Origin of the sequence: Delftia sp. PE138 (genome assembly GCF_018320755.1) — a bacterium.
GTDB classification, from domain to species: domain Bacteria; phylum Pseudomonadota; class Gammaproteobacteria; order Burkholderiales; family Burkholderiaceae_C; genus Comamonas; species Comamonas tsuruhatensis.
Genome location: NZ_JABEPN010000001.1, coordinates 1,640,793 through 1,660,626, shown reverse-complemented (window position 1 = coordinate 1,660,626; position 19,834 = coordinate 1,640,793). Strand labels below are relative to the sequence as shown.

The window sequence follows — 19,834 nt, the reverse complement described above, 5'->3', positions numbered from 1 at the left end:
TCCGGTCAGCGCCTGGCCAGCCAGGTGCTGTAGAAGCTGGGCCGGCCCACGGCCTCGAAGCCCACGTCACGCACCCAGCCTGCGCCCGCAAAGGCCTGGGGTTCCTCGAAGATGGGGATCACATAGGCCTGGTCGATCAGGTAGTTCTGCACCTCGCCGGCCAGCGCCAGGCGCCTGGCGGCATCGGTCTCGGCCGCGATGGCGTCGAACAGGCCGTTGAGCCTGGTGTCCTCGAAGGACTTGACCTTCTGGCTCACGCCGCCTTTTTGCAGCAGCACGTTGCGGTTGGTCGGGTAGTAGTTGCTCTTGATCACGTCGGGATCGGCGCGGCCCACCATGCCGGGCAGCACGCCGGTCTTGTCGGGGTCCAGCGTGTCCACCGCGCGGCTGCCCGCGTCGCCCGACAGCACGTTGAGCTTGATGCCCAGGCGGGCCCACTGCTGGGCCACCAGCTGCAGCGTCTCCTTGTTCTGCGGCTGGGGCAGGGACTCGTAGGTGGAGAGCACGAAATCGCGGCCGTCCTTCTGGCGCAGGCCGTTGGCGCCCAGCGTCCAGCCGGCCTCGTCCAGCAGCTGTTTCGCCTTGGCCTCGTCATAGGCCAGCTTGGCCGACAGGTCCACGAAGCCGGCCGCCGTGGAGGCAATCACCGAGCGTGCCTGCGGATAGCGCGGCGAAAACAGCGTCTCCACGATCTCCTTGGCGTTGGTGCCATGCAGCAGGGCCTGGCGCACCCTGAGGTCGGCCACCAGGGCGTTGTCGGGGCGGATGGCCACGCTGTTGTTCACGCCGCGCGTGGGCGGGGCGTAGATGTTGAACTTCTGGTCCTCGACGCGCTTTTCGTCATAGGCCTGGATCTGGCGGATCAGCCCGGCCTGGCCGGCCAGCAGCGCGCCGATGCGCACGCTGTCCTCGGGCGTGACGATGAACTTCACCTCGTCCAGCCGCGCGCGGCCCTGGTGGGCCAGCTTGGCGGGACCCCAGGCGTAGTCCTTGCGCACCTTGAGCACCAGCTCCTTGCCCAGCGTCTCGCTGGCCACCACGAAGGGGCCGGAGCCGATGATGCGCGTGGCGTCGCCCAGCTCCTCGAAGGGGCGGTCCAGCGTGGCCGGCGAGACCAGGCCCGAGCCGATCACCGAAGTGCCCTGCAGAAAGCCCGGCGAAGGCTTCCTGAAGAAGAACTTCACCGTCAGCGGGTCGACCACCTCGCTGCGCTCGTAGTTGTTGATCACCTCGGACACCGGCTGCTTGAGCGCCTTGTTGCCCAGGCCATAGGTGTCGAAGTTGCGCGCCACGGCCGCCGCGTCCAGCGGCGTGCCGTCCGAGAAGGTGACGCCGGGCCGCAGCTTGAAGCGGTACTCGGTGGCGTCGGCATTCACGGTCCAGGACTCGGCGATCCAGGGCTGGATCTCCAGCGTCTTCGGGTCCTGGTAGGTCAGCTTGTCGGTGATCTGGTTGAGCACGCCGCCGTTGGGATAGAAGCCCCCGGCCGGCGGATAGAGGTTGGTATGGGCCTGCTGCTCCAGGTAGACCAGGGTGCCGCCTTCCACGGGGCCAGCAGCCGCGCCTGCCTGGGCCGTATCGGCCTGCCTGGAGCACGCCGCCAGCAGCAGGCTGCTGCCCGCCAATACCGCTATCGCGGCCTTCCATGCCGCCTGACCCGCCTTCGATTGGGAAAACACGTTCGTACCTCGCCGCCGCTGGGGCGCTGAAAAACAAGACTGCCGGCCACAGGACCGGCTCCATGTTTTTCATGCTATCGATGGCAAATATTTGCGCTCATATATCGAGTTGCATCGTTATTTGGAAAACGACTAAGGGATGGGGGCACCGCATATCTGCCCAGTGCATAAGCGCAGACGGATTCGTTTGTTTGCCGCGCATGCGGCGGTCCCAACAATGGGCTGGTACTTCTTCACCGAAAGCCAGTCCATGAGCCATCTCAACGAATACCTCGCCGAAAAACGCGCCGCCGTGCTCGCCCGCAGCGCCGCCGTCGCGGCCGGCACGGCCCAGCCCGCCCACCTCAAGGCCCATGTGCGTGCCGAGGGCCGCAGCGGCGTGCGCCGCCTGCGCATACGCGAGCACCAGGTCATCAGCGACAGCCCGCCCGACTTCGCGGGCTACAACCTCGGCCCCAGCTCGCCCGAGCTGCAGTTGGGCGTGCTGGGCACCTGCGTGACCCACATCTTTCTGATCCAGGCGGCCGAGCGCCAGGTGCCCGTGGAGAGCCTGGAGGTCGAAGTCACGGGCATCATCGATCCGCGCGGCGGCAGGCCCGGCCACGAGGCCACGCCCATCTGGCCGCATGAGATCGGCTACACCGTGCACATCGACTCGCCCGCCAGCCGCGCCGAGATCGATGCGCTGTTCGAGGCCGTGGAGCGCACCTGCCCCATCCTCAACCTGCTGCGCAATCCGCAGAACATCCGCGCCGAAGTGCGCCACACCGACTCCAGCGCCGCCGCGCGCCTGGCGGCCTGAACACCGTGCGGAAAGCACCCCTGCCATGACCCTGCCACTCGACCACATCGTCATCGCGGTCCAGGACCTGGAACGCTCCATTGCCGACTACACCGCGCTGGGCTTCAACGTGCTGCGCGGCGGCGAGCACCCGGGCCGTTCCACGCACAACGCCCTGGTGGTGTTTGCCGACGGCGCCTATTTCGAACTCATCGCCTGGCGCGCACCCGCGCCCGAGGAACGCTGGTGGCAGCAGCTGCAGCGCCATGGCGAGGGCATTGTCGATTTCGCGCTGCTGCCCACCGAGACCGGCGCCGTGGTCGCCGCAGCCCAGGCGCGCGGGCTGGACTACGAGGCGCCCTACGAAGGCGGCCGCCTGCGCCCCGACGGCGCGCAGCTGCGCTGGCGCAACGCACGCGCCCGCAGCCAGGACCTGCCCTTTCTCTGCGGCGACCTCACGCCGCGCGCCCTGCGCGTGCCTGAGGGCGATGCGCGCGTGCATGCCAACGGCGCCACCGGCGTGGCCCGGCTGCACGTGGCCGTGCATGACCTGCGGGCCAGCCTGGCGCGCTGGCGCGCGCTGCTGGGCGAGGGCGCCGACATCGGCGAGGCCCGCCTGTCGGCCGATGGCGGCGCCTATCGCGCCTCGCTGAAGCTGGGGGGCACGGGGCCGGGCGCCACCGAGCTGGTGCTGTCTGCCCCAGCCCAGGGCGTGGCCACGGGCGCCCTGGGCCACCGGCTGGCCACGCGCGGCGAAGGCCCTTATGCGATCGGGCTGGACGTGCGGCGGCCTGCGCCTGCACGGGCACTGGACGAGGCCGCCACGCATGGCGTGCGCATCGTGCTCGCCCAGGATTCCCTGCCCCGGGAAACCGCTGCCGCCTAGGCGCAATGCGCGGGCGATAGAATGGCGCCCCGCTGACACCCATGCCCACTCCGGTGGGCGTTTTCGTTGCAGCCACTGCAGCCTTCGCAGGCTGCCGTGGCGCGGCGCCGCTTGCCATGACGACTGCTTCCTCTCCTGCCACGCTGGGCATAGATTTCGGTACCTCCAACTCCGCCATGGCCTGGCGCGTGCCCGGCCAGCCCGCACGCCTGCTGCCGCTGGAAGGCGATGCCTGCGGCATGCCCACGGCGCTGTTCTTCCATACGGATGAGCACAGCACGCATTTCGGGCGCGACGCCATGGCCCAGTACCTGGATGGCGAGCCGGGCCGGCTCATGCGCTCGCTCAAGAGCCTGCTGGGCAGCGCGCTGCTGCAGGAAAAGACGGCCGTGCACGACCAGCTGGTCAGCTACCAGGATGTGATCGGACTGTTCCTTCGCCGCGTGGCCGACCGGGCGCGTGCCTCGCTGGACGGGCGCCTGCCCGAGCGCGTGGTGCTGGGCCGGCCCGTGCACTTCGTGGATGACCATCCCGAGCGCGACCGCCAGGCCCAGCAGGCCCTGGCCGACGCCGCGCGCGCCGCCGGCCTGGGCGAAGTGGATTTCCAGATGGAGCCCATCGCCGCCGCGCTGGACTACGAGCAGCGCCTCACGCAGGAATCCGTGGTGCTGGTGGTGGACATCGGTGGCGGTACCTCCGACTTCACCGTCGTGCGCCTGGGGCCCGAGCAGGCCGGCCGCCGCGACCGCCGCGACGACATCCTGGCCACCAGCGGCGTGCACATCGGCGGCACGGACTTCGACCACCGGCTCAACCTGGCCCAGATCATGCCGCTGCTGGGCTACCGCCACACCGGCCCCAGCGGCCGCGAAGTGCCCAGCCGCGTGTTCTTCGACCTCTCGACCTGGCACCTGATCCAGTGGCTGTACTCGCCCAAGGCCCTGGCCGAGGCGCGCAACCTGCGCACCGACTACAGCGACCAGCGCCTGCACAAGCGCCTGATGGACGTGCTGGAACTGCGCGAAGGCCACCGCCTGGCCGCCGTCGTGGAGCAGGCCAAGATCGAGGCTTCCACGCGCCATGCCGAGTCGCCCATCGAGCTGGGCTGGCTGGAATCGGGCCTGTCCGCCGCCATCTCGCCCGAGGTGCTGCACGAGCAGCTGCAAGGCCCGCTGCAGCAGGTCGTTGCCTGTGCCCAGGATTGCCTGCGCTTGGCCGGCGTGGCGCCCCAGGCGCTGGACGCCATCTACCTCACGGGCGGCTCGTCGGCCCTGCGCACGCTGCGCGATGCGCTGCGCGAGGCCTTCCCCGGCGTGCCGCAGGTCGAGGGCGACCTGTTCGGTGGCGTGGCCACCGGCCTGGCGTACGCATAAGTCCCCCTGAGCGGCTGCGCCGCTTCCCGTTGCACGGCGCCCCCTCTCGCTACGCGGGGGGCGTACGGGCAACCGGCGACACCCTCGCGGCGGGGCGGCGCGGCCGGCGTAGGCCCTTGCTCGGTGTCCCTGAGGGTGAAGGCCACTGTGGTGCTGCCGCCTTGGGCTTAATCCTCTATCGGGTCCTCCTCGGCGGCCTGCTTGATCGCCAGCGCGGCGTCATAGAGGCGGTTGCGCGGTGCGCCCGTGATCTCGGCGGCCAGGCGCACGGCGGTCTTGGTGGGCAGCTCGGCCAGCAGCAGGCGCAGCACGCGCAGGGCGTCGGCGTCGGCCTCATCGCCGCCCAGGGCCACCGGGTGCAGCACCACGGCGAATTCGCCCTTGCTGCGCTGGGGCACGGCCTGCAGCCAGTCCGGCAGCGCGCTGGCGGGCATGGTGGCAATGTCCTCGAACTGCTTGGTGAGCTCGCGTGCCAGCGTCACCGGGCGCTCGCCCAGCGTGGCCAGCGCGGCGGCCAGGTCGGCAATGCGGTGGGGGGCCTCCAGCAGCACGGTGCAGCGCGGCTGCAGGGCCAGTTGCTGCACGGCGGCCAGGCGCTCGGCCGACTTGGTGGGCAGAAAGCCTGCGAAGACGAAACCTCCCTCGCCCTGCGAAGGCGTGACCGCACCGGCCACGCTGATGGCGGCCGTGATGCTGCTGGCGCCGGGCAGCGGAATGCAGCGAAGGCCCGCGGCCTGCACGGCGGCGCACAGGCGTGCGCCAGGGTCGCTGACGCCGGGCGTGCCCGCATCGCTGACATAGGCGATGCGCTGGCCCTGCTGCAGCCGCGCCACGATCTGCTGGGCCGCCTCGGCCTCGTTGTGCTGGTGCACGGCCAGCAGCTGGCTGCCGGGCCGGTCCAGTCCATAGGAGCGCAGCAGGCCCTGCGTGTGGCGCGTGTCCTCGCAGGCCACGCAGTCCACCAGCTGCAGCACATGCAGGGCGCGCAGGCTGATGTCGGCCAGGTTGCCGATGGGAGTGGCCACCACGTAGAGGGCGCCCTGCGGATAATGCTGGGATGCCGCAGCATCCTTGGCTGCGCCCAGCGCGGTGGCGAAAGAGGTAGTCAATGGGTTTCCTTGCGAAAAAGCCGGCAGGCGCGGGGCCGTCTGCCCTCACGACCCGGCATCGGGGCCAGCAGGCCGAGGATGCGGCGCTGGCCCATCTGCAGGCGGCCGGCCTGCGTCTGGTCGAGCGCAATTATCGGACGCCTGGCCGCGGCGGCGGCGAGATCGACCTCATCGTGCAGGCGCGCGACGGCACCGTGGTCTTCGTCGAGGTGCGCAGCCGCGGCACGCGCGCCTTCGGCGGTGCCGGCGCCAGCATCGGTGCCACCAAGCAGCGGCGCATCGTATTTGCGGCGCGCCACTACCTGATGCGCTGGTCCGCGCCGCCGCCATGCCGCTTCGACGTGGTGCTGGTCGAGCCCGGCGCCGGGCCCTCCGTGCAGTGGCTGCAGGCCGCCTTTGACGCCGAAGGCGCCTGATCCGTTACCGCTGCAGCACAAATAACGCCTGGCTACGAAAGACTTCAAGGGCGGCAGTTATCATCGGGCCTCCATGCTTGAGCAACGTATCCAACAGCATTTCATCGACAGCGCCGACCTGAAATACCAGGCCGCCCAGGCGCTGAGCCAGCCCATTGCGTCAGCGGTACAGGCCATGCTGGCCTGCGTGACCAGCGGCGGCAAGGTCCTGGCCTGCGGCGCTGGCGCCTCGGCCAGCGACGCCCAGCTCTTCGCCGCCCTGTGCGTGGCCGGTTTCGAGCGCGACCGGCCCGAGCTGGCCGCCGTGGCCCTGGTGTCCGACGGCGGCCTGCTGGGCACCGTGGGCGCCACGGGCTCGGGCGGCAACGCCACCCAGTACCTGGCGCGCCAGATACGCGCCCTGGGCCAGCCCGGCGACCTGCTGCTGGTGCTGTCCGCCACGGGCAACGACGTGGCCGTGCTGGAGGCCCTGGATGCCGCCCATGAGCGCGACATGATGGCCGTGGTGCTGACCGGCCGCACGGGCGGCTCCCTGGCCGGCCGCGTGCGCGAGACCGATGTTCTGATCTGCGTGCCGCACGACCGTGCGGCGCGCGTGCGCGAAACCCATACGCTGGTGCTGCACTGCCTGTGCGACGGCGTGGATGCCCAGTTACTTGGTGAACAGGAGATGCCTCTATGAAGTTCCGTTGGTCCCGCGCCGCCTGCGGTGTGCTCGCTGTTGCGTCCCTGGGCGCCGCCCTGTCGGGCTGCGTCGCCCTGGTGGGCGGCAGCGCCGTGATGGCCGGCATGTCGGTGGCGGACCGCCGCACCACCGGCACCCAGGTGGAAGACCAGGGCATCGAGCTGCGCGCCAACAACCGCATCTCCGAAGTGCTGGGCGACAAGGCCCATGTCAACGTCACCAGCTACAACCGCCAGGTGCTGCTGACCGGCGAGGCCGGCAACGAGGCCGACCGCCAGACCATCGAGAAGCTCGTGCGCGAGCAGCCCACGGTGCGCAATGTCTTCAACGAAGTGGTGGTGGCGCCCTTCACTTCCACGCTGAGCCAGCGTTCCAAGGACACCCTGATCACCACCCAGGTCAAGGCCAGCCTGCTGGACGCCAAGGACATCCAGGCCTCGGCCTTCAAGGTCGTGACCGAGAACAAGGTCGTCTTCCTGATGGGCATCGTCACCCCGCGCGAAGCCAAGCGCGGCGCCGAGATCGCCCGCGGCATCAACGACGTGACCAAGGTCGTGCGCGTGGTGGAAGTCATCTCCGAGGACGAACTGGCCCGCATGCAGCCGCAGTCCGCCCCCGTGGTCACCGACGACTCCGGCAAGGCCGCCGCAGCCAGCGCTCCCACCAGCCTCTCGGAAAGCAGCCTGTCCACCCCCGCAGGCGCCACCGCCACCCCGGTGAAGTGATCACCGCCGCCTGAAAGCAAAAGCCGGAACATGTTCCGGCTTTTTGTTTTGGACATAGGAAGATCTCGTTCCTCAGGGCATAGCACTTGAATCTGGCAGGGCCTAAAGCCAGGGACACCAAGCAAGGGCCGCCCCGCAGCGATGGTGTCGTCCCCCTCCCTTGCGAAACAAGTAGAGAGGGGGAAGCGGCGTAAGCCGCTCAGGGGGTGAGCCTCTTGATGAGGCTGGAGGTATCCCAGCGCCTGCCCCCCATCTGCTGCACATCGGCATAGAACTGGTCCACCAGGGCCGTGACGGGCAGGCGGGCGCCGTTGCGCTGGGCCTCGGCCAGCACCAGGCCCAGGTCCTTGCGCATCCAGTCCACGGCAAAGCCGAAGTCGAACTTGCCTTCGGCCATGGTGCGGCCGCGATTGTCCATCTGCCAGCTCTGGGCTGCGCCCTTGCCGATGACGTCGAGCACGGCGGGAATGTCCAGGCCCGCGTGCTGGCCGAAGGCGATGGCCTCGGACAGGCCCTGGACCAGGCCTGCGATGCAGATCTGGTTGACCATCTTGGTGAGCTGGCCGGCGCCGCTGTCGCCCATCAGCGTGCAGGCGCGCGAGAAGGCCATGGCCACGGGCTGCATGGTGGCGAAGGCGGCCTCGTCACCGCCGCACATCACGGTGAGCTGGCCGTTCTGGGCGCCTGCCTGGCCGCCCGAGACGGGTGCGTCGATGAACTGCAGGCCCAGCTCCAGCCCGGCCGCATGCAGCTCGCGCGCCACTTCGGCCGATGCCGTCGTGTGGTCGGCAAAGATGGCGCCGCGGCGCATGCCCGCGAAGGCGCCGTCCGGCCCCAGCACGACCGAGCGCAGGTCATCGTCATTGCCCACGCAGCTGAACACGATGTCGGCGCCGGCCACGGCCTCGCGCGGCGTGGCCGCATGGCCGCCGTTGAACTCCTCGCACCAGGCGCGGGCCTTGGCCTGCGTGCGGTTGTAGACCGTGACGCGGTGGCCTGCCGTGGCCAGGTGGCCGGCCATGGGATAGCCCATGACGCCCAGCCCCAGGAAGGCTACGGAGAGGGGAGCGATGGCCGCATAGCTGCGGGCGGCGATGGAGGAGTCGGACATGGGGGATTCCTGAGAGGTGGTGGGAGCGGGTGGCGCAGGGGCGCGCGGTGTGCGGCCCTGGAAGGAGCCGGTGTCCCGGCTCGGCGCGCTGAAGGCGCGTTCAGACGATGGCGAAATGCTCGGTGCCCGCCGCCAGGTCCAGCGACTTGGCGCGCTGGCTGCCCAGCTTGATCTGCAGCCGCAGGTCGTTGACCGAGTCCGCATTGCGCAGGGCATCCTCGTAGGTGATGAGGTTGGACTCGAACAGGTCGAACAGCGCCTGGTCGAAGGTCTGCATGCCCAGGTTGCGGCTTTTCTTCATGATCTCCTTGATCTCGGTGACTTCGCCCTTGAAGATCAGGTCGGAGATCAGCGGCGAGTTGAGCATCACCTCGATGGCGGCCACGCGTCCCTTGCTGTCCTGCTTGGGCAGCAGGCGCTGGGAGACCATGGCGCGCAGGTTCAGCGACAGGTCCATCAGCAGTTGCGGGCGGCGCTCTTCGGGGAAGAAGTTGACGATGCGGTCCAGCGCCTGGTTGGCGCTGTTGGCGTGCAGCGTGGCCAGGCACAGGTGGCCGGTTTCCGAGAAGGCGATGGCGTGCTCCATGGTCTCGCGGTCCCGGATTTCGCCCATGAGGATCACGTCCGGTGCCTGGCGCAGGGAGTTCTTGAGCGCTGCTTCCCAGCTGTCCGTGTCCAGGCCCACCTCGCGCTGCGTGACCACGCAGTTCTTGTGCGGGTGCACGAATTCGATGGGGTCCTCGATGGTCACGATGTGGCCGTAGGAATTCTCGTTGCGCCAGTCCACCATGGCGGCCAGCGTGGTGGACTTGCCCGAGCCCGTGGCGCCGACCAGGATGCACAGGCCGCGCTTGGTCATGGTCACTTCCTTGAGCACCTGGGGCACGCCCAGGCTGTCGATGGTGGGCAGGGCCAGCGGAATCGTCCGCATCACCATGCCCACGCGGCCCTGCTGGATGAAGGCGTTGACGCGAAAGCGCCCGATGCCCGGCGGCGAGATGGCGAAGTTGCACTCCTTGGTGCGCTCGAAATCGGCGATCTGCTTGTCGCTCATGACGGAGCGCGCCAGCGTCAGCGTGTGCACCGGCGACAGCGGCTGCGGCGACACCTTGGTGATGCGCCCGTCGATCTTGATCGCCGGCGGGAATTCCGCCGTGATGAACAAGTCGCTGCCGTTGCGGCTGACCATGAGCTTGAGCAGGTCGTTGATGAACTTGGTGGCCTGATCTCTTTCCATTGCCGTATTCCCCCGGGCATTGCGCGCCGTCGTGGCGCGCAGGTTGTTTTGTTATGTGCAGGTGGTCCGGTCCGGCCCGGATGGGCCAGGCGTCCTCATATTCGACTCATTCGCCGACTCATTCGCCATCTAAGTGTGCTGCTCCTCGCCCAGGCGCACGCTGATGGCACGCAGCCGGAACGAGAGCTTGCGCGCCAGCAGCGCCATCAGCTTGGCGGCCAGCGCGGCATCCTTGACCATCATTTCGTCCAGCGCCTCGGCGCTGAGCACGCCGATCTCGCAGTCGGTCAGCGTGGTGCAGCTGGAAAAGCGCGGCCCGCCGTCGAGCAGCGACATCTCGCCGAGGATGTCGCCGGGCCGTGTCTGCGCCAGGCGCATGCGCTCGCCCCAGGGCTGCTGGCGCTCCACGGCGATCTGGCCGGACAGCACCACCGCCATGAAGCTGCCGTTCTCCTCCTGGCGGATCACGTCGCGCTGCGGCGCCACGGCCGCGTAGATGAAGTATTCGCTCAGCCGGTGCAGGCTGGCGGCGTCAAGCTGGCCCAGGTAACGGTCGCGCGACCACAGCTGCTCCAGCTGGGTGACGCTGCCGCGCGGCAGCCGCGTGGCGCCCACCTCGATGGCGCGCGCCTCCCAGGGAACGGGAGGCGTGTGCGGGTCCATGAAGCCATGCGCCGCCAGCGTGGTCGTGAAGAAGGCCGACTCGGAGGCCGGGGCCGAAGGGTCCTGGCCGCTTCGCAGCTTGCGGAAAATGCTTTTCATGGCGCGTGGCGAGAGGCTGGGCCGGTGGCGGTCAGCCCGGGAAGTTGTCCGGTATCTTGGCCTTGGCGCGCGCTTCGGCCGGGCTGATCAGGTTGCGCCGCACCAGATCGGTCAGGTTCTGGTCCAGCGTCTGCATGCCCACATTCTGACTCGTCTGGATGGTGGAGTACATCTGGGCCACCTTGGCCTCGCGGATCAGGTTGCGGATGGCGCTGGTGCCCAGCATGATCTCGTGGGCCGCGATGCGGCCCTGGCCGTCCTTGGTCTTGCACAGCGTCTGCGAGATCACGGCCTGCAGCGATTCGGAAAGCATGGCGCGCACCATCTCCTTTTCCTCGGCCGGGAAGACGTCGATGATGCGGTCGATGGTCTTGGCGGCGCTGGAGGTGTGCAGGGTGCCGAAGACCAGGTGGCCCGTCTCGGCCGCGGTCATGGCCAGGCGAATGGTTTCGAGGTCACGCATTTCGCCCACCAGGATGGCGTCCGGGTCCTCGCGCAGCGCCGAGCGCAGGGCGGCCGAGAACGACTGTGTCATCGGCCCGACCTCGCGCTGGTTGATCAGGCACTTCTTGGAGTCGTGCACGAATTCGATGGGGTCCTCCACCGTCAGGATGTGGCCGTACTCGGTCTCGTTGAGGTGGTTGACCATGCCGGCCAGCGTGGTGGACTTGCCCGAGCCCGTGGGGCCGGTCACCAGCACCAGGCCGCGCGGCTTCAGGGCCAGGTCGGCGAAGATGCGCGGCGCGTTGAGCTGCTCCAGCGTCAGGATCTTGCTGGGAATGGTACGGAAGACGGCGGCCGCGCCCCGGTACTGGTTGAAGGCGTTGACACGAAAGCGCGCCAGGCCCTCGATCTCGAACGAGAAGTCCACCTCCAGGAACTCCTCGTAGGCCTTGCGCTGGGAGTCGCTCATGATGTCGTAGACCATGGCGTGGACCGTCTTGTGGTCCAGCGGATCGACATTGATGCGGCGCACATCGCCGTGCACGCGGATCATCGGCGGAAGCCCCGCGGACAGGTGCAGGTCGGAGGCCTTGTTCTTGACGCTGAAAGCCAGCAATTGGGTGATGTCCACGGAGTTCGCTCCCTCGTTTGGTACGCTGGCGGCAATTATGACGACGATTGAAAACAAGCTTCAACAGATTCACGAACGGATTGCCTCGGCCTGCGCGCAGGCGGGCCGGGCGGCCGGCTCGGTGCAGTTGCTGTCCGTCTCCAAGACCTTCGGCGCCGACGCCGTGCGCCAGGCCGTGCTGGCCGGCGAGCGCAGCTTTGGCGAGAACTACATCCAGGAAGGCGTGGACAAGATCGCCGCCGTGCGCGCCATGGGCCTGCCGGGCGGCGAGGCCCTGCAATGGCATTGCATAGGCCCCATCCAGAGCAACAAGACGCGCCTGGTGGCCGAGCATTTCGACTGGGCCCAGACCGTGGACCGCCTGAAGATCGCCGAACGCCTGTCGGCCCAGCGCCCCGAAGGCCTGGCGCCGCTGCAGGTCTGCATCCAGCTGAACGTGGATGGCGGCGAGACCAAGGCCGGCGTGGCGCCCCAGCAGGCGCTGGAGCTGGCCGCCGCCATCGTGCAGCTGCCGCGCCTGGTGCTGCGCGGCGTGATGAGCATTCCCGACGATGTGCCGGGCTTCGAGGCCCAGCGCGAGGTGCATGCCCGCGCCACGGCCGTGTTCACGCAGATCCGCGCCAGCGGCCTGCCGGGGCTGGAGCGCTTCGACACGGTGTCCATGGGGATGACGGGCGACCTGGAAGCGGCCGTGGCCGCCGGATCGACCATGGTGCGCGTGGGCAGCGGCATCTTCGGCCAACGAAACTACGCCCCGCGCTGAGCGGGGCGTAGCTGGCGGGATACTCAGCCTCAGCCTCAGCCTCAGCCTCAGCCTCAGCCTCAGCGGCTGCCGGGCCGCTTCATCTGGCAGTCCGTGGGCAGCTCCACCTGCTCGGGCGTGTAGACGGCGTCGGTGCGAAAGCCGTAGTTCGTGCCTTCCCAGCCGGTCTTGACCAGTTTGCCATCCACGGGCGCGATGGTGTTGACCACCTGGGGCAGCAGCAACTGGTGGTCCTTGCCGCGCATGCGCACGGGGCCGACCACGGTGTCCATCTGCAGGTCCTCCAGGGCCAGCGCGATCTTCACAGGTTCGGTGGACTGTGCCTTGGCCATGGCGGCGGCCAGCATGCGCGGCACCAGGTCCATGCGCGGGGCCAGGAAGTCCTTGCCCATGCGGGCCTTGTATTCCTGGGCGCGGGCGTCGGCCAGCGGGCGGCCGGCCTGGCCCGGGTGCCATTCGGCCACCCAGGTCAGCTGGCCGATGCGGGTCTGGGCGAAGGATGTCACCGTGCCCGGCATGCCGCCGGCGCTGTGGTTGAAGTAGCGCAGGTCATAGCCCGAGTCGGCCGCTGACTTGAGCAGCAGGGTCAGGTCCTGCCCCCAGTTGCCCGTGATCACCGAGTCCGCACCCGTTTCCTTGATCTTGGCCACGTAGGGCGCGAAGTCCTTGACGCGGCCTATGGGGTGCAGCATCTCGCCCGTGAACTGGATATCGGGCCGGGCCGCGCTCACCATCTGGCGCCCGTAGGCCGCCCACTGCTTGCCGTGGGCGTAGTCCTGGTTGAGCAGGTAGACCTTGCGGATGCCCGGCTGGGTCTTGATGTAGCTGGCAATCGCCTGCATGCGCATGGCGGTGTTGGCATCGAACATGAAATGCCAGAAGCTGCAGGCCTTGCCCGTCAGCTCGGGGTCGATGGAGGAGTGGTTGAGCACCAGCACCTCCTTGCCCGGATTGCGCTGGTTGTGGCGCGAGGCCGCCTGCACCAGGGCTGCCACCACCGACGAGCCCGATCCCCCGGTCACCACCACGCGCGCGCCCTGGTCTAGGGCCGCCTGCAGCGCGGCCTGGCTTTCCTGGGCCGAGAGCTTGCTGTCGAACTGCAGCAGCTGCAGCTTCGCCCCGTTGAACAGACCGCCCTTGGCGTTCACGTCCTCGACCGCGTACTGCACGTGGTCGCGCATCAGCTCGCCCGTGCTGACGAAGGGGCCGGACAGCGGGTCGATGAAGGCGATCTTGAAGCTGTCGGTTCCCTGGGCGTGGGCGGCCGTGTTGCACAGCAGGGCGGCGGCGAGTGCCATGGATGGCTGGGAATATCGTCGGATGCAATGGCGGCGGATCGGCATGTCTTGTCTCCTCGAAGGAATGGTCGTCAGTCCTTGCCGGGCGGCTCGGCCCGGGGCCGGCTGCGCCGTGCAGGCGTCTTTTTCGCGGGGGATGCGGCAATGGCTTCGGGCGCGGTGGCTGGCGCCGTGCGCAGGCCCAGCACGCGGCTGGCCAGCTCGGTCAGCTCGGCCACCATCTCGGCCGTGCCCAGGCGGCCGCCGGGGCGGTACCAGTTGTAGAGAAAGCCCGGCAGGCTGCAGGCGGCCTGGGCGGTGATGCGTGTCTCGCGAAAGTCCAGGTGGCCGCTGGCGCGGCCTTCTTCGAGCAGCGCGCAGAACTGGCGGTAGAACTGGCGCGCCAGCGTGCGCGAGGCCTTCATGTATGCAGGGCTGAACGCCTGGGGCTCGCGGTAGGGAAAGAAGGCCGCCGGATAGTGGGCAATGGTGGCCGCGATCAGGCGCTGCAGGCCGTCCACGGCCTTCTCGTGCGCGGCGCGCGGATCGTCGGCTGCGAAGTCCAGCACCGTGAAGCAGGCCTCGGTGGGCGCCCAGCACAGGGTCTCGAAGATCTCCTGCTTGTTGCGGAAGTAGTAGTAGACGAAGGGCTTGGTTACGCCCAGGGCCTGGACGATCTGCTCCATCGTGGTGTTGGCGTAGCCGTTGCGGTCGAACAGGGCCTCGGCCGCCTTGAGGATGCGTTCGCGCTTTTCATCGGAGCCGGCCGTGGGAAGGCGCTGGCGGCCGCGCGGGGTGACAGGGGGCTTGGGCATGCGGGAAATCTCGTGTCGCGTCGGTGGCTGCGATGGTTATACCGGTGGGTAGCAATGTTCTACCAGCGGGTATATATTGGCAAGACGCCGATCCAAAAATCAGATCAAGGCTATCCCTTAGGACTGGTTCCGGGGTGGCCAGACACCCAGGAGACAAGCATGGCGGATTCCGAGACCCTCATTCCCCTGCATGAGGCCCTGCGCCGCAATGCGCGCAACCACCCCGGCCGCGACGCCTACATCTGGTATGGCCGCCACATCAGCTGGGCCGAGATGGATGCGGCCAGCGACGCCTTTGCCGCGCGGCTGCAGGCGCTGGGCGTGGGCCGGGGAGAGCCCGTGGCGCTGTTCATGAACAACTGCCCGCAGTACATCGTGGCGCACTACGGCATCCAGAAGATCGGCGCCATCGTCTGCCCTTGCGGGCCGCTGAACAAGGAGCATGAGCTGCAGTACCAGCTCGATGACCTCCAGGCCCGCGTCATCGTCGCGGCCGATGTGCTGCTGCCCGTGGTGGACAAGGTGCGCGCCAGCACGGCGCTCAGGCATGTGCTGGCCGTGCGTTATGGCGACTGGCTTCCTGAATCGGCCACGCTGGCGCTGCCGCCCGAACTGCAGGCCCCCGTGCAGCCGCTGCCCGAGGGCGTGGAATCGTTCTGGGATGTCATGCACAGCGGCGCCAAGCCCGTGCCCGTCGATGTCGCCATGGACGATGTCTCGCTGATGACCTATACCTCGGGCACGACGGGCCTGCCCAAGGGCGCCATGCTCAGCTACGGCAACGCGGCCAGCAAGACGGCCGGCGCCTCCAGCGCCACGGGCGTGAACGCCGGCGACATGCTGCTGGCCGTGGCGCCGCTCTATCACATTGCCGGCATGTCCATGGGCGTGAACATGCCCGTGCACAGCGGCGCCACCTGCGTGCTGCTGCACCGCTTCGACCCGCTGGCCGTGGCCCAGGCGCTGGAGCGCTACCGCGTGACCTGGTGGTACAGCATCGCGCCCATGAACGTGGCCGTGATGCAGCTGCCGGGCGTGGAGGCCATGGACTTTTCCGCGCTGCGCCGCAACACGGTGACCAGCTTCGGGATTGCCTACACCGAGGAGCTGGCGCGGCAGTGGAGGCGCTTCACCCCGAACTGCATCTCCAGCGAGGCGGCCTACGGCCTCAGCGAGACCCACACCATGGACACCACCATGCCCGGCGATGCCATCCGCTGGGGCACGCACGGCAAGCCGCTGCCCGGCAACGAGGTGCGCATCATCGACCCCGAGACCGGCGAGCCGCTGCCGGCCGGCGAAGTGGGCGAGATCACTATCCGCGGCCCCGGCAACTTCAAGGGCTACTGGAACAAGCCCGAGGCCACGGCCAGGACCCTGAAGAACGGCTGGGTCCACACGGGCGACATGGGCCGCTTGGACGCCGATGGCTACCTGACCTTCATCGGCCGCTTCAAGGAAATGATCAAGGTCTCGGGCTACAGCGTCTTCCCCGAGGAGGTGGAGGCCATCCTCATCAAGCATCCGGCCGTGGCCCAGGCCGCCGTGATCGGCGTGCCCGACCCGCAAAAGGGCGAGGTCGTGCGCGCCTTCATCGTCACGCGGCCGGGCCAGCAGATCGCGGCGGAGGACCTGGTGCAGTGGTCGCGCGAGAACATGGCCAGCTACAAGGCGCCGCGCGAGGTGCGTTTCATCGAGGCGCTGCCTGCCACCGGCGCAGGCAAGGTGCTGCGTCGCTTGCTGCGCGATCAATGAGAAAGACCGAAGTCCCATGTTCCAGAAGATCCTGATAGCCAACCGCGGCGAGATCGCGCTGCGCATCGTGCGCGCGCTGCGCGAGCTGGGTGTGCCGAGCCTGGCCGTCTTTGCCGCAGACGATGCGCAGGCGCCCCATGTATCCGCTGCCGATGCAGCCGTGCCCCTCGGCGCCAGCGGCCCCTCGGCCTACCTGGACGGCGCCCACCTGCTGCGCATTGCGCGCGAGCACGGCTGCGACGGCATCCATCCGGGCTACGGCTTTCTCAGCGAGAACGCCGGCTTTGCCCACGCCTGCGCCGACGCGGGACTGCGCTTCATCGGCCCTGCACCCGCCCATCTGGCGCTGCTGGGCGACAAGGCCCGCGCACGCGATCTGGCGCGCCGCTGCGGCGTGCCGCTGATGCCGGGCAGCAGCGAGGCCGTCACGCTGGAACAGGCCCAGGCCTTCTTCGAGGCGCAGCAGGCCGGGGGCGCCAGCGGCATCATGGTCAAGGCCATCGGCGGCGGCGGCGGGCGCGGCATGCGCGCCGTGGCGCGCGCCGAGGACCTGCCCGCTGCCTACGAGCGCTGCCGCAGCGAGGCGCGCGCCGCCTTCGGCGTGGACGGTGTCTATGTGGAGCGTCTGATGACGGGCGCACGCCATATCGAGGTGCAGATCCTGGGCGACGGCGGCGCAGGCCCCATCGCGCTGGGCGAGCGCGAATGCACGCTGCAGCGGCGCTTCCAGAAGCTGGTGGAGATCGCGCCCAGCCCCAGCCTGGCGCAGCCGCTGCGCGAGCGCATCACGCGCGACGCGCTGCGCATGGCCGCCGAGATCGGCTACGAGAGCCTGGGCACCTTCGAATTCCTGGTCGATGCCGCCTCCGACTCCCTGCCCTATGTGTTCATCGAGGCCAACCCGCGCCTGCAGGTCGAGCACACCATCACCGAGGAAGTCTTCGGCATCGACCTGGTGCAGGCCCAGATCCGCATTGCGGCGGGCGATCACCTGCGCGAGCTGAGCCTGGATGCCAGGACACCCCCCGCGCCGCGCGGCTATGCCATGCAGTGGCGCATCAATGCCGAGACGCTGGATGCCGCAGGCCATTCGCGCCCCGGCAGCGGACGCATAGGCGCATTGCAGTGGCCGGCCGGCCCCGGCATCCGCATCGACACGCATGCGGTGGCGGGCGCCAGCCCCTCGCCGCACTACGACACGCTGCTGGCCAAGCTCATCGTGCACAGCAGCGGGCCGCGCTTCGAAGACGTGCTGCGCCGCGCACGCCGCGCACTGGACGAATGCCGCATCGACGGGCTGGCCACCAACCTGCCGCTGCTGCAGGCGCTGGCCGGCCGGCCCGAGATGGCATCGCAGGCCGTGCACACACGCTGGCTTGAAGAGGCCCTTCCAGAATTGGTGGCGGACGCCCAGGCGCTGGCCGAAGGCGCGCGCCGCACGGCCGTGGCCGCCGAGGTTCCGGCGGCGGCCGAGGCTGCTGGCGCGCCCGTCCCCCAAGGCGCCATCACGGCCCCCATGCCCGCGCGCATCGTGCAGTGGAGCGTGGCCGTGGGCGATGTCGTAGCCGCAGGCACCGAACTGGGCGTGCTCGAAGCCATGAAGATGGAGCATGTTCTGCTGGCGCCGCAGGCCGGCACCATCACCCAACGGCTGGCCGAGGCCGGTGCCTATGTGGCCCAGGACCAGCCCCTGCTGGTGCTGGCCGCCGCCGAAGGCGTGCAGGCCGACGCACGCGCGCAGCAGATCGCCCAGGACCCGGACCACATCCGCGCCGACCTGCGCCGCGTCATCGACCGCCATGCCTTCACGCTGGACACCGCCCGCCCCGAGGCCATGGCCAAACGCCATGCCCAGGGCGGCCGCAGCGCGCGCGAGAACATCGCCGATCTTTGCGATGAGGGCAGCTTCATCGAGTACGGCGCGCTGGCCATTGCCGCGCAGACGCGCCGACGCAGCATGGACGACCTGATCGCCAACACGCCGGCCGACGGCATGGTCACGGGCATGGGCTCCATCAACGGCGCGCAGTTCGGCCAAGAGCGCTCGCGCGCCGTCGTCATGGCCTATGACGCCACCGTGCTGGCCGGCACCCAGGGCGCGCGCAACCATGCCAAGACCGACCGCATGCTGGGCATTGCGCTGGCCCAGAAGCTGCCCGTGGTGCTGTTCGCCGAAGGCGGGGGCGGGCGGCCCGGCGATACCGACACGCCCGTGGTCGCCGGCCTGCATGTGCACACCTTCGCCGCCTATGCGGCGCTGTCGGGCCAGGTGCCGGTGATCGGCATTGCACACGGCCGCTGCTTTGCGGGCAATGCAGCCCTGCTGGGCTGCAGCGACGTCATCATCGCCACGCGCGCCAGCACCATCGGCATGGGCGGGCCAGCCATGATCGAGGGCGGCGGCCTGGGCGTGTTCCGCCCTGAAGAGATAGGACCCAGCGGCATCCAGCATGCCAATGGCGTGATCGACGTGCTGGTCGAGGACGAGGCCCAGGCCGTGGCCGCCGCGCGCCACTATCTTTCGTTCTTCCAGGGCCGCACCACGGAGTGGACCGCGCCCGACACGCGCGCCCTGCGCCATGTGGTGCCCGAGAACCGGCTGCGTGCCTATGACACGCGTGCGGCCATGGCGCATCTGGTGGACGAAGGCAGCCTGCTGCTGCTGCGCACGGGCTTTGGCGCAGGCATCCACACGGCGCTGGCGCGCATCGAAGGCCGGCCCGTGGGGCTGATGGCCAACAACCCCTCCCACCTGGGCGGCGCCATCGACGCCGATGCGGCCGACAAGGCCGCGCGCTTCATGCAGCTGTGCAACGCCCATGGCCTGCCCATCGTGAGCCTGGTGGACACGCCGGGCTTCATGGTCGGCCCCGAGATCGAGAAGACCGCCCAGGTGCGCCATGTCAGCCGCCTGTTCGTCACGGCGGCCAAGCTGCGCGTGCCGTATTTCAGCGTGGTGCTGCGCAAGGGCTACGGCCTGGGGGCCATGGGCATGACGGCGGGCAGCTTCCATGCGCCGGTGTTCAACGTGGCCTGGCCCACGGGCGAGTTCGGCGCCATGGGTCTGGAAGGCGCCGTGCGCCTGGGCTTTCGCAAGGAACTGCAGGCCCTGCCCGAGGGCGCCGAACGCAACGCCCTGTTCGACCGGCTGCTGGCCCAGCAGTACGCCCACGGCGAGGCCATGCACATGGCCGGCACGCTGGAGATCGACGCCGTCATCGACCCCGCCGACACGCGCGCCTGGCTGTCGCGCGGCCTGGCGGGGGCGCGCGTGGCACCCGCCCAGGCGGGCTTCGTGGACACCTGGTAGGCCCTGAAAACGCGGCAGGCGGCGTGCTAAGCTGATCCTCTTTTCGACGAACACGATGGCGGGCCCGCTCAAGCG

At 69.1% G+C, this 19,834-nt stretch carries 17 protein-coding genes; 9 read left to right on the top strand and 8 right to left on the bottom strand.

The genetic code is table 11. The features are described 5' to 3' along the window. Nucleotides 1-5: 5 nt before the first annotated feature. Nucleotides 6-1,679: a TIGR04028 family ABC transporter substrate-binding protein gene (locus tag HFGMBDPB_RS07440; protein ID WP_212645149.1), complete on the bottom strand. Its 1,674-nt coding sequence runs from the start codon at nt 1,677-1,679 to the stop codon at nt 6-8. Nucleotides 1,680-1,929: 250 nt separating this feature from the next. On the opposite strand from HFGMBDPB_RS07440, the gene HFGMBDPB_RS07435 reads away from it, so the two are divergent. The 3 genes from HFGMBDPB_RS07435 (at nt 1,930) to HFGMBDPB_RS07425 (ending at nt 4,719) form a co-directional block, all read left to right on the top strand. After that, nucleotides 1,930-2,481 (top strand): OsmC family protein, encoded by a 552-nt coding sequence (locus HFGMBDPB_RS07435; protein ID WP_034400151.1) that lies wholly within the window; start codon nt 1,930-1,932, stop codon nt 2,479-2,481. Nucleotides 2,482-2,506: 25 nt separating this feature from the next. Further along, nucleotides 2,507-3,346, top strand: a complete 840-nt coding sequence (locus HFGMBDPB_RS07430; RefSeq protein ID WP_212645148.1) for a VOC family protein — start codon at nt 2,507-2,509, stop codon at nt 3,344-3,346. Between the two features lie 116 nt (nt 3,347-3,462). After that, nucleotides 3,463-4,719, top strand: coding sequence for an Hsp70 family protein (locus HFGMBDPB_RS07425; RefSeq protein WP_016451995.1), 1,257 nt, complete (start codon nt 3,463-3,465; stop codon nt 4,717-4,719). A gap of 167 nt (nt 4,720-4,886) precedes the next feature. Here HFGMBDPB_RS07425 and rsmI read toward each other — a convergent pair whose 3' ends face one another. Beyond that, the gene (gene rsmI / locus HFGMBDPB_RS07420; RefSeq protein ID WP_212645147.1) at nt 4,887-5,828 is read right to left on the bottom strand and encodes a 16S rRNA (cytidine(1402)-2'-O)-methyltransferase; all 942 of its coding nucleotides are present in this window, start codon (nt 5,826-5,828) and stop codon (nt 4,887-4,889) included. Between rsmI and HFGMBDPB_RS07415 the strand changes: the two genes are divergently transcribed. From HFGMBDPB_RS07415 to HFGMBDPB_RS07405, 3 genes are all read left to right on the top strand, one after another. Beyond that, a complete protein-coding gene (locus HFGMBDPB_RS07415; protein WP_043820402.1) occupies nt 5,828-6,244 on the top strand; it encodes a YraN family protein in 417 nt (138 codons plus the stop codon). The genes rsmI and HFGMBDPB_RS07415 overlap by 1 nt on opposite strands. Nucleotides 6,245-6,317: 73 nt before the next feature. After that, entirely contained in the window at nt 6,318-6,926 is a 609-nt protein-coding gene (locus HFGMBDPB_RS07410; protein WP_016451992.1) for an SIS domain-containing protein, read from the top strand. After that, on the top strand, nt 6,923-7,654 hold the full coding sequence (locus HFGMBDPB_RS07405; protein WP_016451991.1) for a BON domain-containing protein: 732 nt from the start codon (nt 6,923-6,925) through the stop codon (nt 7,652-7,654). Before HFGMBDPB_RS07410 ends, HFGMBDPB_RS07405 begins: the two co-directional genes overlap by 4 nt. A gap of 199 nt (nt 7,655-7,853) precedes the next feature. On the opposite strand, the gene HFGMBDPB_RS07400 is transcribed toward HFGMBDPB_RS07405, so the two are convergent. The 4 genes from HFGMBDPB_RS07400 to HFGMBDPB_RS07385 all read right to left on the bottom strand — a co-directional run bounded on the left by HFGMBDPB_RS07400 (nt 7,854) and on the right by HFGMBDPB_RS07385 (nt 11,839). Beyond that, on the bottom strand, nt 7,854-8,765 hold the full coding sequence (locus HFGMBDPB_RS07400) for an NAD(P)-dependent oxidoreductase (RefSeq protein ID WP_016450726.1): 912 nt from the start codon (nt 8,763-8,765) through the stop codon (nt 7,854-7,856). 100 nt (nt 8,766-8,865) lie between these two features. Beyond that, nucleotides 8,866-10,002 (bottom strand): PilT/PilU family type 4a pilus ATPase, encoded by a 1,137-nt coding sequence (locus HFGMBDPB_RS07395; protein WP_016450725.1) that lies wholly within the window; start codon nt 10,000-10,002, stop codon nt 8,866-8,868. Between the two features lie 129 nt (nt 10,003-10,131). Beyond that, entirely contained in the window at nt 10,132-10,764 is a 633-nt protein-coding gene (locus HFGMBDPB_RS07390; RefSeq protein WP_016450724.1) for a cyclic nucleotide-binding domain-containing protein, read from the bottom strand. 31 nt (nt 10,765-10,795) lie between these two features. Continuing rightward, on the bottom strand, nt 10,796-11,839 hold the full coding sequence (locus tag HFGMBDPB_RS07385) for a type IV pilus twitching motility protein PilT (RefSeq protein ID WP_016450723.1): 1,044 nt from the start codon (nt 11,837-11,839) through the stop codon (nt 10,796-10,798). Nucleotides 11,840-11,876: 37 nt separating this feature from the next. Between HFGMBDPB_RS07385 and HFGMBDPB_RS07380 the strand changes: the two genes are divergently transcribed. Then, a complete protein-coding gene (locus HFGMBDPB_RS07380) occupies nt 11,877-12,602 on the top strand; it encodes a YggS family pyridoxal phosphate-dependent enzyme (RefSeq protein WP_212645146.1) in 726 nt (241 codons plus the stop codon). 59 nt (nt 12,603-12,661) lie between these two features. Here the strand turns inward: HFGMBDPB_RS07380 and HFGMBDPB_RS07375 are convergent, their stop codons facing one another. Then, a complete protein-coding gene (locus HFGMBDPB_RS07375) occupies nt 12,662-13,945 on the bottom strand; it encodes a branched-chain amino acid ABC transporter substrate-binding protein (protein ID WP_212645145.1) in 1,284 nt (427 codons plus the stop codon). A 26-nt stretch (nt 13,946-13,971) separates the two neighbouring features. Continuing rightward, nucleotides 13,972-14,694 (bottom strand): TetR/AcrR family transcriptional regulator, encoded by a 723-nt coding sequence (locus HFGMBDPB_RS07370; protein ID WP_016446678.1) that lies wholly within the window; start codon nt 14,692-14,694, stop codon nt 13,972-13,974. Between the two features lie 159 nt (nt 14,695-14,853). Between HFGMBDPB_RS07370 and HFGMBDPB_RS07365 the strand changes: the two genes are divergently transcribed. Together HFGMBDPB_RS07365 and HFGMBDPB_RS07360 are read left to right on the top strand one after the other, a co-directional pair. Continuing rightward, a complete protein-coding gene (locus HFGMBDPB_RS07365; protein WP_133072604.1) occupies nt 14,854-16,449 on the top strand; it encodes an AMP-binding protein in 1,596 nt (531 codons plus the stop codon). A gap of 16 nt (nt 16,450-16,465) precedes the next feature. Continuing rightward, nucleotides 16,466-19,759, top strand: a complete 3,294-nt coding sequence (locus HFGMBDPB_RS07360) for a carboxyl transferase domain-containing protein (RefSeq protein WP_212645144.1) — start codon at nt 16,466-16,468, stop codon at nt 19,757-19,759. The last annotated feature ends 75 nt before the right edge of the window (nt 19,760-19,834 follow it).

Excerpts from the sequence above, each read along its gene's own strand:
- HFGMBDPB_RS07435 (WP_034400151.1), top strand. The coding sequence starts at position 1,930 with ATGAGCCATCTCAACGAATACCTCGCCGAAAAACGCGCCGCCGTGCTC.
- HFGMBDPB_RS07430 (WP_212645148.1), top strand. The coding sequence starts at position 2,507 with ATGACCCTGCCACTCGACCACATCGTCATCGCGGTCCAGGACCTGGAA.
- HFGMBDPB_RS07425 (WP_016451995.1), top strand. The coding sequence starts at position 3,463 with ATGACGACTGCTTCCTCTCCTGCCACGCTGGGCATAGATTTCGGTACC.
- HFGMBDPB_RS07415 (WP_043820402.1), top strand. The coding sequence starts at position 5,828 with ATGGGTTTCCTTGCGAAAAAGCCGGCAGGCGCGGGGCCGTCTGCCCTC.
- HFGMBDPB_RS07410 (WP_016451992.1), top strand. The coding sequence starts at position 6,318 with ATGCTTGAGCAACGTATCCAACAGCATTTCATCGACAGCGCCGACCTG.
- HFGMBDPB_RS07405 (WP_016451991.1), top strand. The coding sequence starts at position 6,923 with ATGAAGTTCCGTTGGTCCCGCGCCGCCTGCGGTGTGCTCGCTGTTGCG.
- HFGMBDPB_RS07400 (WP_016450726.1), bottom strand. The coding sequence starts at position 8,765 with ATGTCCGACTCCTCCATCGCCGCCCGCAGCTATGCGGCCATCGCTCCC.
- HFGMBDPB_RS07395 (WP_016450725.1), bottom strand. The coding sequence starts at position 10,002 with ATGGAAAGAGATCAGGCCACCAAGTTCATCAACGACCTGCTCAAGCTC.
- HFGMBDPB_RS07390 (WP_016450724.1), bottom strand. The coding sequence starts at position 10,764 with ATGAAAAGCATTTTCCGCAAGCTGCGAAGCGGCCAGGACCCTTCGGCC.
- HFGMBDPB_RS07380 (WP_212645146.1), top strand. The coding sequence starts at position 11,877 with ATGACGACGATTGAAAACAAGCTTCAACAGATTCACGAACGGATTGCC.
- HFGMBDPB_RS07375 (WP_212645145.1), bottom strand. The coding sequence starts at position 13,945 with ATGCCGATCCGCCGCCATTGCATCCGACGATATTCCCAGCCATCCATG.
- HFGMBDPB_RS07370 (WP_016446678.1), bottom strand. The coding sequence starts at position 14,694 with ATGCCCAAGCCCCCTGTCACCCCGCGCGGCCGCCAGCGCCTTCCCACG.
- HFGMBDPB_RS07365 (WP_133072604.1), top strand. The coding sequence starts at position 14,854 with ATGGCGGATTCCGAGACCCTCATTCCCCTGCATGAGGCCCTGCGCCGC.
- HFGMBDPB_RS07360 (WP_212645144.1), top strand. The coding sequence starts at position 16,466 with ATGTTCCAGAAGATCCTGATAGCCAACCGCGGCGAGATCGCGCTGCGC.